Annotated in this window: 8 protein-coding genes and 1 rRNA gene; 1 reads left to right on the top strand and 8 read right to left on the bottom strand. The window is 68.2% G+C overall.

Annotated elements, in window-relative coordinates; translation table 11 throughout:
• Positions 1-337 precede the first annotated feature (337 nt).
• The 4 genes from AC792_RS12755 to AC792_RS12740 form a co-directional block, all read right to left on the bottom strand.
• Positions 338-1,874 (bottom strand): 16S ribosomal RNA (locus tag AC792_RS12755).
• A gap of 457 nt (positions 1,875-2,331) precedes the next feature.
• On the bottom strand, positions 2,332-6,105 hold the full coding sequence (glgB, locus tag AC792_RS12750; RefSeq protein ID WP_049830885.1) for a 1,4-alpha-glucan branching protein GlgB: 3,774 nt from the start codon (positions 6,103-6,105) through the stop codon (positions 2,332-2,334).
• Positions 6,102-7,868, bottom strand: a complete 1,767-nt coding sequence (treS, locus tag AC792_RS12745; protein ID WP_049830884.1) for a maltose alpha-D-glucosyltransferase — start codon at positions 7,866-7,868, stop codon at positions 6,102-6,104. Before treS ends, glgB begins: the two co-directional genes overlap by 4 nt.
• Positions 7,868-9,907, bottom strand: coding sequence for an alpha-1,4-glucan--maltose-1-phosphate maltosyltransferase (locus AC792_RS12740; RefSeq protein ID WP_049830883.1), 2,040 nt, complete (start codon positions 9,905-9,907; stop codon positions 7,868-7,870). Before AC792_RS12740 ends, treS begins: the two co-directional genes overlap by 1 nt.
• A gap of 130 nt (positions 9,908-10,037) precedes the next feature.
• On the opposite strand from AC792_RS12740, the gene glgP reads away from it, so the two are divergent.
• Positions 10,038-12,650 (top strand): alpha-glucan family phosphorylase, encoded by a 2,613-nt coding sequence (gene glgP / locus AC792_RS12735; RefSeq protein WP_200903412.1) that lies wholly within the window; start codon positions 10,038-10,040, stop codon positions 12,648-12,650.
• Positions 12,651-12,773: 123 nt separating this feature from the next.
• Here the strand turns inward: glgP and glgX are convergent, their stop codons facing one another.
• The 4 genes from glgX to AC792_RS12715 all read right to left on the bottom strand — a co-directional run.
• On the bottom strand, positions 12,774-14,876 hold the full coding sequence (gene glgX, locus AC792_RS12730; protein WP_082177727.1) for a glycogen debranching protein GlgX: 2,103 nt from the start codon (positions 14,874-14,876) through the stop codon (positions 12,774-12,776).
• A 10-nt stretch (positions 14,877-14,886) separates the two neighbouring features.
• Positions 14,887-15,870: a 23S rRNA (guanosine(2251)-2'-O)-methyltransferase RlmB gene (rlmB, locus tag AC792_RS12725; protein WP_049830881.1), complete on the bottom strand. Its 984-nt coding sequence runs from the start codon at positions 15,868-15,870 to the stop codon at positions 14,887-14,889.
• A 118-nt stretch (positions 15,871-15,988) separates the two neighbouring features.
• Positions 15,989-17,458: a cysteine--tRNA ligase gene (gene cysS, locus AC792_RS12720; RefSeq protein WP_049830880.1), complete on the bottom strand. Its 1,470-nt coding sequence runs from the start codon at positions 17,456-17,458 to the stop codon at positions 15,989-15,991.
• A gap of 23 nt (positions 17,459-17,481) precedes the next feature.
• Positions 17,482-17,803, bottom strand: a 322-nt coding sequence (locus AC792_RS12715; protein ID WP_200903411.1) for a 2-C-methyl-D-erythritol 2,4-cyclodiphosphate synthase, incomplete at its 5' end; no start/stop codon positions are given.

Raw genomic sequence — 17,803 nt, 5'->3', positions numbered from 1 at the left:
ACCCCACACCCCAGCACCCCCCCACCATCACGACGAGGAACCACCAGAACACAAGGAAAAAGGGCCCTGTTATCCCAGGACCCAACAGTGTGCCAAACGATCACCCACCACCACCTACCACCCACGCTTTCCAGAACCACACGAACCCCCACCACCAACAGCGGAAGAAGACCATGCAGAACGTACTCACCAAGCAGCAGGCACCAGCAGGCACCTATCCATTGATATTCCACCCATGAGCACCCACCGCGGAATAAACATCCGCGCTATGGGCTGACTCCTGCGTACCCCACGACCACCACTTGGGATGACCATGACCATACGAGGCGCTCCTTAGAAAGGAGGTGATCCAGCCGCACCTTCCGGTACGGCTACCTTGTTACGACTTAGTCCCAATCGCCGGTCCCACCTTCGACGGCTCCCTCCCACAAGGGGTTAGGCCACCGGCTTCGGGTGTTACCAACTTTCGTGACTTGACGGGCGGTGTGTACAAGGCCCGGGAACGTATTCACCGCAGCGTTGCTGATCTGCGATTACTAGCGACTCCAACTTCATGAGGTCGAGTTGCAGACCTCAATCCGAACTGAGACCGGCTTTTTGGGATTAGCTCCACCTCACAGTATCGCAACCCTTTGTACCGGCCATTGTAGCATGCGTGAAGCCCAAGACATAAGGGGCATGATGATTTGACGTCGTCCCCACCTTCCTCCGAGTTGACCCCGGCAGTCTCCCATGAGTCCCCGGCATAACCCGCTGGCAACATGGAACGAGGGTTGCGCTCGTTGCGGGACTTAACCCAACATCTCACGACACGAGCTGACGACAACCATGCACCACCTGTAAACCGGCCACAAGTGGCTGACACATCTCTGCATCATTCCGGTTCATGTCAAGCCTTGGTAAGGTTCTTCGCGTTGCATCGAATTAATCCGCATGCTCCGCCGCTTGTGCGGGCCCCCGTCAATTCCTTTGAGTTTTAGCCTTGCGGCCGTACTCCCCAGGCGGGGCACTTAATGCGTTAGCTACGGCGCGGAAAACGTGGAATGTCCCCCACACCTAGTGCCCAACGTTTACGGCATGGACTACCAGGGTATCTAATCCTGTTCGCTCCCCATGCTTTCGCTCCTCAGCGTCAGTTACAGCCCAGAGACCTGCCTTCGCCATCGGTGTTCCTCCTGATATCTGCGCATTTCACCGCTACACCAGGAATTCCAGTCTCCCCTACTGCACTCTAGTCTGCCCGTACCCACCGCAGATCCGGGGTTAAGCCCCGGACTTTCACGGCAGACGCGACAAACCGCCTACGAGCTCTTTACGCCCAATAATTCCGGATAACGCTTGCGCCCTACGTATTACCGCGGCTGCTGGCACGTAGTTAGCCGGCGCTTCTTCTGCAAGTACCGTCACCACCCCCGAAAGAGCGGCTTCTTCCCTACTGAAAGAGGTTTACAACCCGAAGGCCTTCATCCCTCACGCGGCGTCGCTGCATCAGGCTTGCGCCCATTGTGCAATATTCCCCACTGCTGCCTCCCGTAGGAGTCTGGGCCGTGTCTCAGTCCCAGTGTGGCCGGTCACCCTCTCAGGCCGGCTACCCGTCGTCGCCTTGGTAGGCCATTACCCCACCAACAAGCTGATAGGCCGCGAGTCCATCCAAAACCGCAAAAGCTTTCCACCAACACCGCATGCGCGGGAAGGTCGTATCCAGTATTAGACCCGGTTTCCCAGGCTTATCCCAGAGTCAAGGGCAGGTTACTCACGTGTTACTCACCCGTTCGCCACTAATCCCCCCAGCAAGCTGGAGATCATCGTTCGACTTGCATGTGTTAAGCACGCCGCCAGCGTTCATCCTGAGCCAGGATCAAACTCTCCGTAAAAACATACAGACACAACACGGAAACCCGGGAAAACGAGCAACCATGCTGCACAAAATTCGAAACCAGCCAAAAAAACCAGCCCACCACACGGGGTGTGACAGACCAGCCAATTCAACCAATCAACAAACAATCGGTATCAACAAACTTGGCACACTATTGAGTTCTCAAACAACAGGAGCAACCGGCACCAAACACAACCAAAGCGTCATGTCCTCGCTCCGAAGCAACTTTTCAAGCTTACCCGCACCGATCCGGGTTGTCCAATCCGGGTGATTCTCTCGTTCCGCATCGTCAACCCGGTCCGGATGGATCCGAGATGAACATTCGATGAGATCGTCAGCCGAGCGAACTTCCTGCATCAGCGCGGAAACAAACACTAGCACCGGCACCGGGGTAGTGCAAAACGACAGTGGACCCCTCCTTGCCAGGATAGGTCCACGGGGTCGAAGTGCTGCCGTCAGGCGGAGGCAGGCTTCAGGTAGAGCACCCCGAGCGGGGGAACACGGACATCCCCGTACGCAGGTTGGCCGTTGTGAGCACCCTCATGGGCGGTGACGGATCCGTCGTTGCCGACGCCGGATCCCCCGAACTCCTCCGAATCGGTGTTGAGGACCTCGGTCCACTCCCCCGCCCAAGGCAGGCCGACGCGGAATCCCTCGTGCGGTCCGCCGGCGAAGTTCGCCACGCACACCAGCGGGTTCCCCTGGTGGTCCCAGCGGATGAAGGACAGCGTGTTGTGTTCGCCGTCGTTCTCGTCGATCCATTGGAAACCTGCCGGCTCGTTGTCCCGGGCGTACAGTGCCGGGGTGTCCCGGTACACCGAGTTGAGTGACCGCACCAGCTGCTGGACGCCCTTGTGCGACGGGGTGTCCGTGAGCCACCAGTCGAGGCTCCGCTGCTCGGCCCACTCGGCCTCCTGCGCGAACTCGGTACCCATGAAGATCAGCTGCTTGCCGGGGTGCGCCCACTGGAACGCCAGGTACGCGCGCACGTTGGCCAGCTGCTGCCAGCGGTCACCGGGCATCTTCCGGAGCAGGGACCCCTTGCCGTGCACGACCTCGTCGTGACTGATCGGGAGCATGAAGTTCTCGGTGTAGGCGTAGACCATGGAGAACGTGGCCTTGCCGTGATGGTGCACCCGGTTGACGGGGTCCTCCGAGATGTACTGCAGGGTGTCGTGCATCCACCCCATGTTCCACTTGATCCCGAACCCGAGCCCGCCGGAGCTCGTGGGCCTGGTGACGCCGTCGAACGCGGTGGACTCCTCGGCGACCATCACGATGCCCGGTGCCCGGCGGTAGGCCGTGGCGTTGACCTCCTGCAGGAAGGCGATCGCCTCGAGGTTCTCCTGGCCGCCGAACTTGTTCGGCCGCCACTGCCCTTCCTCCCTCGAGTAGTTCAGGTACAGCATCGAAGCCACGGCGTCGACGCGCAGCCCGTCGATGTGGAACTCCTCGAGCCAGTACAGGGCATTGGCCACCAGGAAGTTCCGCACCTCGCTGCGACCGAAATCGAAGATCAGCGTGCCCCAGTCCTGGTGCTCGCCGAGGAAGGGGTCCCCGTGCTCGTACAGCGTGCCGCCGTCGAACTGGGCGAGCGCCCAGCTGTCCTTGGGGAAGTGCGCGGGCACCCAGTCCATGATCACGCCGATCCCGGCGCGGTGCAGGGTGTCCACGAGGTACTTGAAGTCGTCGGGGTGCCCGAAGCGGGAGGTCGGCGCGAAGTACGACGTCACCTGGTAGCCCCAGGAGCCGCCGAACGGGTGCTCGGCGACGGGCATGAGCTCCACGTGCGTGAACCCCTGCCAGGAGACGTACTCCGCGAGCTGGTCCGCGAGCTCGCGGTAGTCGAGCCCCTGGCGCCAGGAACCGAGGTGCACCTCGTACACGCTCATGGGCCCGTTGTGGGGATCGGTGGCGGCACGCGCCTCCATCCACTCCTCGTCCCCGAAGGTGTAGGTGGACTCCACCACACGCGACCCGGTCAGGGGCGGCACCTCGGTGCCGCGGGCCATCGGGTCCGCCTTCTCACGCCACTGCCCGTCGGCACCCTGGATGGCGTACTTGTAGCAGGCGCCGGCACCCGCACCGGGAACGAAGATCTCCCAGATGCCGGAGCTGCCGAGCACGCGCATGGCGTGGACGCGGCCGTCCCAGCCGTTGAAGTCGCCCAGCAGGCGGACGGCGCGTGCCTTCGGGGCCCACACGGCGAAGGAGACACCCTCGATGTCACCGAGCACGGAGGAGTAGTGACGGACGTGGGCACCGAGCGCGGTCCACAGCGTCTCGTGGCGCCCCTCCCCGATCAGGTGCATGTCGATCTCGCCGAGCGTCGGCAGGAACCGGTACGGGTCGTCGACGGTGATCGGGTCACCCTCGTAGGTCACCTCGAGGCGGTAGTCCGGCACGTGCCCGGGAGACGCCGCGGGCAGCGCACCCACCCAGATGCCGTTGTGCTCGTGCGTCAGTTCGGTCCGGCCGTCGCCGGTCACGACGACGACGGTGCGTGCCAGGGGGCGCAGCGTCCGGACGGTGACGACGTCGCCGTCGTCCAGGTGCGCACCCAGGACCGCGTGCGGCTGATGGTAGGCACCCTCCGAGACCTGCTGCAGGATCGAGGTGTCCACGGGGCGGGGCGTCGGCGGCACCGGGGTGGTCGCGACGCTCTCCTCCGCACTGTCCGCACGGACGTCCTCCAGCACGTCCTTGGCCTTCTCGGTGACCGTCTTCACACCGTCCGTGATGACTCTGGCCGCCTTCGCGGCGAGGCTCTCCCCACTCTCGTCGGGGGCCGGGGTGTTCGAGGAAGTCATGTCAGCTGCTTTCGTGGCGGGCGTCCCGGGGTCTGCACCCAGTGCGCGACGGACGTCCCGGACTGGCATCTCCACCCAGTCCGGACGGTTGCGGATCTCGTAGACCACTTCGTACAGCGCCTTGTCCAGCCAGAGCGCGCGGAAGAGCGGGCCATCGGCGTCCACGGGGTTGTCGGCCTCCTCCGCGTAGCCCTGGAGGAAGGCCGCACGTGCGGCGTCGGACCACTGCTGGGTCTCCGCGGCTTCCGGGGACCCCACGGGAGCGGCGCCGCGGGACGCCGCAGCGTACTCGAGGGAGCGGACCATGCCGACGACGTCGCGGACCGGGACGTCGGGGACGCTCCGCTCCGCGGTGGGCCGGAGCGGTTCGCCCTCGAAGTCGATGACGAGCCAGGCGCCGTCCGGCGCCCGGAGGACCTGGCCCAGGTGGAGGTCCGCGTGGATGCGCTGCAGCGCGGGGATACCCTCGAGCATCCCGATGTCCGCGATGACGCGTTCCACGTCGTCGTCGAGCGGACCCACGGCCCCGCCGGCCTCGCCCCATGCCCAGCGGATGCGCTGGACGAGGGCTTCCTTGAACTCCTGCTCCTCGGCCCCCGACGCCCTGTGGCTGCCGAAGGCGGTGTCGAGCTGCCGGTGGATCCGTGCGACGGCGCCGCCGAGACCGTGCGCCTCGGCGGTGAAGTCCGCGGCGACGGCTGCTGCTGCGGATGCAGAACGCCAGGCGTCCGTGCTTCCCTCGACGAAGTCCCGGAGCACACTGACGTGCCCTGTAGCGTGCTGCCCGGGTACCGCCCCGGCGTCCTGCCAGGTGCCGGTGACCCACCCGAAGGTGTCCGGGGTGTCGGTGGAACCACCGGCGGTGAGCCCCGCGCTGATCTGCACGTCCGGGCTCTCGCCCGAGGCCAGGATGCGGAAGAACTTCACGATCATGGAACCCGGTCCGGAGCCGTACACCACGGAGGTGTTGGACTGCTCGCCCTGCAGCGCCTTCACGGGCGCCGCGGCGTTCTCCGGTTGCTCGGGCGTCTTGATGAGCACGCCCGTCAGCCGGCCGTCGGCCGAACTGCCCGCCGTGAGGATGAAGGCGACCCAGAGCCGCACGAAGTCGGCGTCGTGGGTGGCGTCGTACGCCCAGCACGTGCCGAGGTCGGGGTGCTCCACCTCGCCGATGAGGCCGGCGGCGTCGTCGAGCGGTTCCTTGCGGTAGCTGAGGGGGACGCTGACGACGTCGGTGCGGTTACCGGAGGTCACGGCCAGGAGGAGGACCTCGAAACCGGCGACCCCGCGGGGGTCCTCGAGGACCGTCCCGCCGACCACGCTCAGGTCCACATCTGCGCCCCTCGCCGGGAACCACCGTTGGACGGGCAGCCAGGACGTGAGGAGCTCGGGGACGAACGGGGTGGGTGCAGCCGTCATCGAGTCACCTCCGAGATGGGGATGACCGGCATGGCCTGGGTGTGCGGCGACGATGCGTTGGAGCCGGCGGAGCGGACCCGGAGCCAGAAGAAGTCGTGGCTGCCGAGCGTCAGGGTGATCCCGCCGTCGTCCCCGAAGGCCGGGAAAATCGACCCGCCGAAGAGGTCGCGGAGGCCCCGGCCGGCGAACTCGGGCAGGTTCATCCTCGCCGCGACGGGGTGCTGGGACAGGTTGAAGATGCACAGCACCGACTCCGCGTACTCCCCCTCGATGTTCTGGTCGTCGACCTCGCGCAGGAAGGCGAGCACGTGCTCGGACTCCACCGGGACGTTGCGGTAGGCACCCAGGCCGAAGGCCGGGTGCGCCTTCCGGACGGCGAGCATCTGCCGTACCCAGTGCAGCAGCGAGCTCGACGTGGCCATCTGCGCCTCGACGTTCACGTGGTTGTAGTGGTAGACCAGCGACTGCACCACGGGCAGGTAGAGCTTGCCCGGATCCACCGGGGAGAACCCGGCGTTGCGGTCGGGGTTCCACTGCATCGGCGTGCGTGAGGCGTCACGGTCCTCGAGCCAGATGTTGTCCCCCATCCCGATCTCGTCGCCGTAGTACAGGAACGGGCTCCCGGGCAGGGAGAGCAGGAGCGCGTGGATGAGCTCCACCTCGGCACGCGAGTTGTCCAGCAGCGGGGACAGGCGGCGTCGGATGCCGACGTTGGCGCGCATGCGCGGATCCGGTGCGTACCAGCCGAGCATGGCCTCCCGTTCCTCGTTGGTGACCATCTCGAGCGTGAGCTCGTCGTGGTTCCGGAGGAACGTCCCCCACTGGGCACCCGCGGGGATGTCGGGGGTCTCCTTCATCGTCTCGATGATCGGCGCCGCCTTCTGGTCGCGCAGCGCGTAGAAGAGCCTCGGCATGATGGGGAAGTGGAAGGACATGTGGCACTCGGGGCCGTCCTCGTCACCGAAGTACTCCACCACCTCGTCCGGCATCTGGTTGGCCTCGGCGATGATCACCCGGCCGGGATAGTTCTCGTCCACCATGGCACGGAGCCGCTTGAGGAACTCGTGGGTCTTCGGGAGGTTCTCGCAGTTGGTGCCCTCCTCCTCGAAGAGGTAGGGGATGGCGTCCGCGCGGAAACCGTCGATCCCCTGGTCGAGCCAGAAACGCACGACGTCGAAGATGGCTTCCTGGACCTTCGGGTTCTCGAAGTTGAGGTCCGGCTGGTGACCGAAGAAGCGGTGCCAGAAGAACTGGCGCCGCACCGGGTCGAACGTCCAGTTGGACTCCTCGGTGTCCACGAAGATGATGCGGGCGTCCTCGTACTTCTCGTCCGTGTCGCTCCACACGTAGAAGTCTCCGTAGGGCCCCTCGGGATCGCTGCGCGACTCCTGGAACCAGTGGTGCTGGTCCGAGGTGTGGTTCACGGGCAGGTCGATGATCACGCGGACGCCGCGGGCGTGTGCCTCCGCCACGAGCCGCTTGAAGTCGCTCATGGAGCCGAACTCGTCGAGGACGTCGTAGTAGTCGGAGATGTCGTACCCGCCGTCGCGCAGTGGGGACTTGAAGAACGGGGGCAGCCAGAGGCAGTCGATCCCGAGCCACTGGAGGTAGTCCAGTTTCTCGATGAGACCCGACAGGTCACCCGAGCCGTCACCGTTCGCGTCGGCGAAGCCGCGGACCAGGACCTCGTAGAAGACCGCCTTGCGGTACCAGTGGGGGTCGTGGGCCAGGCCCGGTGCGTTGAGCTGGTAGGGGTTGGGCACTAGAGCTGTCTCCTGATCGAGAGGATGTGGGCGGGTTCCGCATAGGGATCGAGCCGGACGTAGGTGTGCTCGCCCCAGTGGAACGTCTGCCCGGTGAGGAGATCGTCCACCACGAGCATGCCGTCCTCGCCGAAGTCCCCGGGATCGAGGTCGAGTCCGGCGAGGTCCAACCAGACGGTGCACTCGCGTGTGGCGTGCGGGTCCACGTTGACGATGACGATCAGCGTGTCCTTGCCCTCGGCCGTCTCCTTGTGCTTGGTGAAGACCACGGTGGCGGCGTCGGTGCTGCCGTGCACCCTGAGGTTCTCGAGGTCCCCGAGGGCCGGGTGCGTCCGGCGGATCTCGTTGAGGCGGGTGATGAACGGGGCCAGCGAACGGCCCTCCGCCTCGGCGCGCGCGTAGTCCCGGGGGCGGAACTGGAACTTCTCGTTGTCGATGTACTCCTCGGCACCGGGTCGGGCCACGTGCTCGAAGAGCTCGTAGCCCGAGTACACGCCCCACAGCGGACTGGCCATGGAGGCGAGCACGGCGCGGATCTTGAAGGCGGCAGGCCCGCCGTACTGGAGGTACTCGGTGAGGATGTCCGGTGTGTTCACGAAGAAGTTGGGCCGGAAGTAGGCGTTCGACACCTGGCTGACCTCGGTGAAGTACTCCTCGAGCTCGGTCTTGGTGTTGCGCCAGGTGAAGTAGGAGTACGACTGCTGGAAGCCCGCGCGGCCGAGGGCGTGCATCATGGGCGGCCGGGTGAAGGCCTCGGCGAGGAAGATCACCTCGGGGTGCTGCGCGTTGACCTCCGCGATGAGCCACTCCCAGAACTGCACGGGCTTGGTGTGCGGGTTGTCCACGCGGAAGATCTTCACGCCGTGCTCCACCCACATCAGGACGATCCGCAGGACCTCCTCCGACAGACCCACGGGGTCGTTGTCGAAGTTGATGGGGTAGATGTCCTGGTACTTCTTCGGGGGATTCTCCGCGTAGGCGATGGAGCCGTCCACGCGGGTGGTGAACCACTCGGGGTGCTCGGCGACCCAGGGGTGGTCAGGGGACGCCTGCAGCGCGAGGTCGAGCGCCACCTCGAGACCGAGCTCGCCGGCCCGGGCCACGAAGGCGTCGAAGTCCCCGAACGTCCCGAGATCGGGGTGGATCGCGTCGTGACCGCCGTCCTCGGACCCGATGGCCCAGGGCGAACCTGGATCACCCGGACCTGCGATGAGGGTGTTGTTCGGGCCCTTGCGGTGCGCCCGGCCGATCGGGTGGATCGGCGGGAGGTACACGACGTCGAAGTTCATGGCGGCCACCGCGTCCAGGCGCTTCGTGGCCTCCCGGAACGTACCGGAGGTCCACGTGTCCGTCCCGGCGTCGTAGGAAGCGCCCTCCGAGCGCGGGAAGAACTCGTACCAGGCGGCCCGGCCGGCCAGCTCGCGCTCGACGGCGACGGGGTAGGCCTGCGAGACGGTGACGAGCGAGCGGATGGGTTCACGGGCGACCGCCTCGTGGATCTGCGCCGACAGCCCCGCGGCGAGCCGCTCCTCCACGGTGCGGGAGGTGTCCGCGAGCGCCTCGGCAGCGCCTCGGAACACCGCGGCATCGGTCTCGTCGCGGTCGGCGGCGGCGCGGGTGAACAGCGCCGTGCCCTCCTGGAGCATCAGCTCGACGTCGACCCCGGCGGCGATCTTGATGGTCGCGTCGTGCTCCCAGGTGCCGAAGAGATCGGACCAGCCCTCGACGGTGAAGGTGTGCGGCCCCACGGCGTGGGGGGTCAGCGTGCCCGCCCAGCGGTCGAGGCCGGACCCCACGGGCTCCATGCGGACGCGCTGGACCTCCTCGCCACCGGGGCCGTGGAGGACGGCTGAGACACCGAGCTGGTCGTGGCCCTCACGGAACACGGTCGCACCGATGGACAGGGTGGTGCCGGGGATGGCCTTGGCAGGGAACCGTCCGTCCTCGACAACAGGAGAGACAGCCGTGATGGGAATGCGGCCGAACCGCAATCCGTCGGGATACTGGGCATTTCGGTTCTGCTCCGTAGTGGTCGTCACCCGGTAGACGTTAGCGAGTAATGGTCCGAATTGCTAAGGAGGCTTGGTGTGACGTCGGAGGACACAGGGCGGCCACTCCGTTGCCCCGGCATCCTCCACACCGCGCGACAAGTGCGCTAGCGTGACCGGGGTGAAGGCAATCCGCAGATTTACCGTCCGAACCGTCCTCCCCGAGAACATCGCACCGCTCGGCAAACTCGCCGGGAATCTGCGATGGTCATGGCACCTTCCCACCTCCCGATTGTTCGAGGAGATCGACCCGGCGGCATGGGCCAGGAGCCGGCACGACCCGCTCTCCTTCCTCGGTTCGGTGACCCGTGAGCAGTTGCAGCAGCTCTCAGCGGACGAGAAACTGGTGCAGCGCATCCAGGAGCTCGGCGCGGATCTCGACAGCTACCTGACGGAGCCCCGCTGGTACCAGGGCCTCGGCGAGGACGCCCCGCGCAGCATCGCCTACTTCTCCCCGGAGTACGGCATCAGCGCGGTGCTCCCCCAGTACTCCGGCGGCCTGGGCATCCTCGCGGGCGACCACCTGAAGTCGGCCTCGGACCTCGGCGTCCCGCTGATCGGCGTCGGGCTCCTCTACCAGGCGGGGTACTTCAAGCAGTCGCTCTCCCGGGACGCCTGGCAGCAGGAGACCTACCCGGTGCTCGACCCGGACAACCTCCCCCTGACACTGCTGCGCGAGGAGGACGGGTCCCCGGCCACGGTGGTCCTGCCCCTGCCGCACGGGCGGCAGCTCTGCGCGCACATCTGGCGCGCCGACGTCGGACGGGTTCCCCTGCTGCTCCTCGACTCGAACGTCGCGGAGAACGACGAGACGGCGCGCAACGTGACGGACCGCCTGTACGGCGGTGGCGGCGACCAGCGCCTGCAGCAGGAGTTGCTCCTCGGGATGGGCGGGGTCAAGGCACTGCGCGTCTTCGAGCGACTCACGGGGACCCCCGCCCCGGAGGGGTTCCACACCAACGAGGGCCACGCGGGTTTCCTGGGGAGCGAGCGCATCCGCGAACTCATGGACCCCACCAACGACTCACCGATGAGCTGGGAGGAGGCGATGGCGGCGGGCCGTGCCTCGCCGGTCTTCCCCCCGCCCACGCCGGTCCCCGCCGGGATCGACCGCTTCGAGCGCTCGCAGATCGAGCAGTTCTTCAACGCGGGCCTCGCTCCCGCGGTCCCAACGGACCGCGTACTGGCCCTGGGCGCGGAGAACTACGCCGACGGTGATCCCGCGAAGTTCAACATGGCGGTCATGGGCCTGCGCCTGGCACAGCGCGCCAACGGGGTGGCCAAGCTCCACGGTGAGGTCTCCAGGGGCATGTTCTCCGGTCTCTGGCCGGGGTTCGACACGCAGGAGGTGCCCATCACCTCCGTGACCAACGGCGTCCACGTGCCGAGCTGGGTGGATCCGGAGATCGCCGACTTCGCGCGCACCAACTTCGGGGCCGAGTCCATCCTGGATCCGCAGTGGAACAAGGTGTACGACGTCCCGGACACGGACATCTGGGCGCTGCGCCGCAGCCTGCGCTCCAACCTGGTGGACGACGTCCGCCGCCGCCTGCGCTCCTCCTGGAAGAAGCGCGGCGCGGCCGACGCGGAGCTCACCTGGACGGATTCCGTGCTGGACCCGGACGTCCTCACCATCGGCTTCGCACGCCGGGTGCCCACCTACAAGCGGCTCACCCTCATGCTGCGGAATCCCGATCGGCTGAAGGCGCTGCTCCTGCACCCGGAGCACCCCGTCCAGCTCGTGATCGCCGGGAAGTCGCACCCCGCCGACGAGCAGGGCAAGCGCATGATCCAGGACCTGGTCCGGTTCACCGACGACCCCGAGGTGCGCCACCGGATCGTGTTCCTGCCCAACTACGACATCGCCATGGCCCGGACCCTCTTCCCCGGCTGCGACGTCTGGCTGAACAACCCGCTGCGCCCGCTCGAGGCCTGCGGTACCTCCGGCATGAAGGCGGCCATCAACGGCGGCCTCAACCTCTCCGTGCTGGACGGCTGGTGGGACGAGATGTACGACGGCGACAACGGCTGGGCCATCCCGACCGCCGACAACGGTGCCTCCGCCGACGAACGCGACGACATCGAGGCGGCCGCGCTCTACGACCTCCTCGAGACGCAGGTGGGGCCGCGGTTCTACTCGAAGGTCTCCGCCGACGGGGCCGGCGCAGCGGGCCGCTCGGAACCCTCCCGCGACGGCGTTCCGCACCAGTGGATCGCCATGATCAAGCACACGATGGCCACCCTGGGGCCGGCGGTGTCCGCCGAGCGGATGCTGCAGGACTACGTGGAGAAGCTCTACCGGCCGGCGTCGCGTGCCGGCAGGGAGGCCGCCGCGGACTCCTTCACCCTGGCGCGGCGGACCGCCGCCTGGCGCTCGCGGGTGCAGGGCAGCTGGCCCGCGGTGCAGGTGGAGCACGTGGACTCCACCGGCATCTCCGAGAACCCGCAGATCGGCGACTCGCTGGAGGTGACCTCCTACGTCTCCCTCGGCGGACTGGACCCGGACGACGTCTCGGTGGAGGGGGCCTACGGACGGGCGCTCGACAGCGACGAGATCACGGACGTGACGGTCGAGGAGCTCTCCGTCGCGGAGAACCTGGGCAGCGGCAGGTACCAGGTCACGGGCAGCATCCGGATCGACCACTCGGGATCCTTCGGGTACACCGTGCGCGTGCTCCCGAAGCACGCCACCCTGGTGACGAAGGCGGAGCTCGGACTCGTGGTCAACGCCTGATCGCACCCGCCCTGCGGGAGCGGACACGACGGAGCCCGGGACCGGATGGTCCCGGGCTCCGTCGTGTCCGTGATGACGACGCCGTCCCCCGCCGGCGTCGAGCAGGACGCCGGCGGCAGGGGCTCAGCAGCGGTAGATGCGCACCGAGTTCGCGGCCACGGTGTCGGCGTCGCCGGGCAGGAGGCGTTCGACGCCGGAGGTCGGGCGCCCCGTCACGGAGTCGAAGGTGGCACTGAACCACCGCGGTCGTTCGCCGTGCACACCCTGTTCCCGGAGGATCCGGGCTGCAGGGAGGTGGATCCGCTGCTCCTCCGGGGAACCGTTGACCACCACCAGACCGTTGATGCTCCCGCCCGTCGAGCCGAGCAGCAGCTGGATGGTGCGCCGCTGCGGGTCGTCCCACTGAGCGGCCGTCATGGGCAGGCCGGCGGCGTCGAACCAGAGCAGGGTGGACTGGTCCTGCCGTGAGGGGAAGGTGGCGGGCTGCGCGGCCAGGAAGTCCCGCCGGATGGACAGGAGCGTACGGGTGGACTCCAGCATGCGCAGGGAGGCCGCGTCCTCGGGCCAGTGCACCCAGGCGAGCTCACCGTCCTGGCAGTAGGCGTTGTTGTTGCCCTGCTGGCTGCGACCGAACTCGTCACCCGCGGTGATCATGGGCACCCCGAGGGAGATGAGCAGGGACGCCATGATGTTGCGGGCGCTCTGCTCCCGTGCGGCGAGGACCGACTCGTCCTCCGTGCGTCCCTCCGCACCGTGGTTGTAGCTCCGGTTGTCGCCGGAGCCGTCGCGGTTCTCCTCGCCGTTGGCCTCGTTGTGCTTCTGCTCGTAGGCCGTGAGGTCCGCGAGCGTGAAGCCGTCGTGTGCCGTGACGAAGTTGACCGACGCGAGCGGACCGCGACCCGAACCCGCGAAGGTCTCCGCGGACCCGGCGAGACGACCGGCCAGGCGCGCCGGTGAGGACCCGGAGCCCCCTGCGGCAATGGCCGCGGCGTCCCGCAGCCAGAAGTCCCGCACGGTGTCGCGGAAGCCGTCGTTCCAGTCCGCCCACCCCACGGGGAACGCACCGGTCTGCCAGCCGTCCGGTCCGAGGTCCCACGGCTCGGTGATCAGCTTGGTCCCGCGGAGTGCCTTGGAGGCCCCGGCCGCCACCAGGAAGGGATGCCGCGGCGTGAACGCGTTGTGCTCGTCGCGGCCCAGGGTCACCGCGAGGTCGAAGCGGAACCCGTCGATCCGGCACTCCTCCACCCAGTAGCGCAGGGAGTCCAGTGCGAACTCCACGACCTTGGGCCGGGAGAAGTCCAGGCTGTTGCCGCAGCCCGTGGTGTCCACGTAACGGCCGGCGTCGTCGTGCCGGTAGTACTCCCTGTCGCCCAGCCCGCGCCAGCACAGGGCGGGCCGGTGCTGGTCGCCCTCCGCGGTGTGGTTGTAGACCACGTCGAGGAGCACCTCCAGCCCTGCCTCGTGGAGTGCCCGGACCATGCCCTTGAACTCGGTGAGCACCGCGCCCGGACCGGCGTCCTGCGCCGCCTGCGTGGCGTACGCGGTGTGCGCGGAGAAGAACCCGAGGGTGTTGTACCCCCAGTAGTTGCGCAGACCCAGCGCTTCCAGGTGCGGTTCGTCGATGGAGAAGTGGATGGGGAGGAGCTCGACGGCGGTGACCCCGAGGTCCTTCAGGTAGGCCACCATGACCGGGTGCCCCAGGCCGGCGTACGTGCCGCGGAGCTCCTCGGGGATGTCGGGGTGCAGCCGGGTGAGCCCCTTGACGTGCGCCTCGTAGACGACGGTGTCCCGCCAGGGGGGGCGCGGGTGCTCGCTGCTCCCCCAGTCGAACTCGTGCTCGAGGAGCACCGAGTAGTACGCACGGCCGGACGCTCCGCCGGCATCCGTGCGCGACACCGTCCGCACGGCCCGCGCGTACGGGTCCAGGAGCAACTGGGCGGAGCCGATCTCACCGGGGAGCGGCTCCCCCGTGGGCCAGAACGCGTACAGCGCCCCCGGCCCCACCGGGCCCACGACGCCGTGGTGGACCCCGCCGTCGAGGCCCACGAGGGTCTCCGACGTCCAGCTGCCGTCCTCGCGCTGCCAGTGCACGTCCATGGACGGGATGGCGGGGGCCCAGACGGCGGCATTGGCCTGGGCGTCGGTGGCCCAGGCCCCGCGGATGGAGTGGAGTCCCAGCGGGAACTCCCGGGACCCGCGGGGAAGAGGTGGTGTCGGCTGCGTCATGGTGTGCGGATCAGACCGCACGCTGACGGGACACCTCGTACAGGGTGATGCCCACCGCCATCGACGCGTTGAGCGACTCCATCGCGGAGTCGATCGGGATGGAGACGATCTGGTCGCAGTTCTCCCGGACCAGGCGGGAGAGGCCCTTGCCCTCCGAGCCCACGACGATGCAGATGGGGTCGCGGCCGAGGGAGAGCTCGGGCAGCGAGACGTCGCCGTCGCCGTCGAGACCGAGGACGAAGATGCCCTTCTCCTTGAAGGACTTCAGTGCCGCGTTGAGGTTGCCCACCCGGGCCACGGGCACACGGACGGCGGCACCGGCGCTGGTCTTCCACGCGGACGCGGTGACGCCCACGGAACGGCGTTCGGGCACGATCACGCCGTGGCTGCTGAAGGCGGAGGCGGAGCGGATGATCGCCCCGAGGTTGCGGGGATCGGTGATGCCGTCCAGCGCCACGAACAGTGGCGCGTTCCCGATGTGGCCACGCTTGTGGCGGTCGATCGTCTCGTCCACGAGGTCGAGGGCGTCCGCGTACTCGTACGGGGGGACCTGCAGCATGAGGCCCTGGTGCACGGCGCCGTCGGTCATGCGGTCGAGCTCGGGCTTGCCGGTCTCCATGACGGGGATGCCGCGCTCGGTGGCCATCTTCAGCGACTCGCGGACGCGGTCGTCCATCTCCACGCGGATGGCCACGTGCAGCGCCTTCGCGGGGATGCCGGCGCGCAGCGCCTCGACCACGGAGTTGCGGCCGGTCACCACTTCCTCCGCCGCCTTGCCCTTGGTGCGACCCGTGCCCGCGTTCCGACCGCCGGCCCGCTTGGCGGCCGACCGCTCTGCGAGCTCCTTGCTCTTGTAGGCCTTGTGGTAGGGGCGGTCCTCCGCCTTCGGGGTGGGGCCCTTGCCCTCGAGCGACTTGCGTCCGTGCCCGCCGGTGCCGATGGTGGGGCCCTTCTTCATTTTGCGAACCGAGCCTGGACGTCCGTGACTGGCCATGGATAACACCTTCAGATCTGGGAGAAAAGTCCTCCCCAGTTTACGCGGAGGCTTCCCCGGCTCCTGGCCGGGGCCGGACGCCCCGCACCGGGATCCCGGTCCGCCCCGTCCGACGGGGTTACGCCCGGTCCTCGGCCAGGTGCCAGCGGGCGCCGTCCGCGGAGTCCTCGATGACGATCCCCGCCGCCGCGAGTGCATCGCGGATGGCGTCGGCCTGCGCCCAGTCCTTCGCGCCGCGCGCAGCGCTCCGGGCGGCGAGCCGGTCCCCGACGAGGGCGTCGAGTGACCGCTCGAGAGCGGCGTCCGCGCCTGCCCCCTCCGGCCGGGCGGCGTCGTCGAGCCCGAGGACGTCCGTCATGGCGGTGACCGCGGCGCGGGCGGCCCGTGCCGCGGCGTCGGCCCCCGCGGCGAGCGCGGTGTTGCCGGCACGCACGGTGGTGTGGAGGGCGGCGAGGGCCTGCGGCACGTTGAGGTCGTCGTCCATGGCCTCGGCGAACACCGCCGGGACGCCCACCGGGCCCGCCGCACCCGGAGCGGGGGCCCCGACGCGAGCGGTGGCCTTGGCGATGAACCCGTCGATCCGGGCCACCGCCGACGCCGCCTCCTGCAGCGAGGTCTCCCGGTAGTCGAGCACGGACCGGTAGTGGGCCTGGCCGAGGTAGTAGCGCACCACCCGCGGGCCGGCGGCGTCGATCATCTGCTGGGGGCTCACGGTGTTCCCGAGGGACTTGGACATCTTCTCGCCGTCGTAGGTGACCATGCCGTTGTGCATCCAGAACCGTGCGAAGGCGTGGCCCGCGGCCTGCGACTGCGCCATCTCGTTCTCGTGGTGCGGGAAGCGCAGGTCCAGCCCGCCGCCGTGGATGTCGAACTCGGCGCCCAGGTACCTGGTCACCATGCTGGAGCACTCGAGGTGCCAACCGGGACGCCCGGCGCCCCAGGGGCTGGACCACGAGGCCGTCGCCGGGTCCGTGTCCTTCGCGCCCTTCCAGAGCGCGAAGTCCCGTGCGTCCTTCTTGCCCCGGGGGTCGGCGTCGGGCGCGGCCTGCATGTCGTCGACGTCCTGGTGCGTCAGGGAACCGTACGCGGGCCAGGAGCGTACGTCGAAGTAGACGTCGCCGGAACCGTCCGTCGCGGGGTAGGCGTGGCCGCGGTCGATCAGGAGCTGGACGAGGGCGTGCATCTCGGGGATGTGGCCGGTGGCACGCGGCTCGTAGGTGGGGGGCCGCACGCCGAGTGCGGCGTAGGCGCGGGTGAACTCCTGCTCGAACCGGTACGCGAGGGCCCACCACGGTTCCTCGGGAACGACGGCCGGGTCCGCGGGAGCGGCGCCCTCCCGGAAGGAGTCCTGCGACTTCGCGAGGATCTTGTCGTCGATGTCGGTCACGTTGCGGACCACGGTGACCCGCAGGCCGCGTGCCTCGAGCCACCGGGTGAGCTGGTCGAAGGCGATGGCCGAGCGCACGTGCCCCACGTGGGGCATGCCCTGCACCGTGGCGCCGCAGTAGTAGAGGCTCGCCTTCCCGGGTTCCATCGGCTCGAAGGGACGCACCTCGGCGCGGGCTGTGTCGTAGAATCGCAGGCTCACCGGTCCAGGGTACCCGCCGTGCATCATCGGGCCCCGGGGCCGCCCCGACCGGGCGCGGACCCCAGGTGCACGACGACGGCGGTGGCGATCGCCGCGAGGCCCTCCCCCCGCCCCGTCAGCCCGAGGGCGTCGGTGGTGGTGGCCGAGACGCTGACCGGGGCGGATGCCGCATCCGACAGGACCGCCTCCGCCTCGGCGCGCCGGGCCGCGAACTTGGGCCGGTTGCCGATCAGCTGGATTGCGAAGTTCCCGATCTCGAACCCGGCCCCACGGACGATCCCGGCGGCCGCCGCCAGGAGGGTGTGCCCGGACGCCCCGGCGTACTCGGGGCGGTCGGTGCCGAAG

Source organism: Arthrobacter sp. RIT-PI-e, assembly GCF_001187915.1.
GTDB lineage: Bacteria > Actinomycetota > Actinomycetes > Actinomycetales > Micrococcaceae > Arthrobacter_D.
Note: the sequence above shows the minus strand (reverse complement) of the source record. Positions and strands in the feature narration are given on the sequence as shown.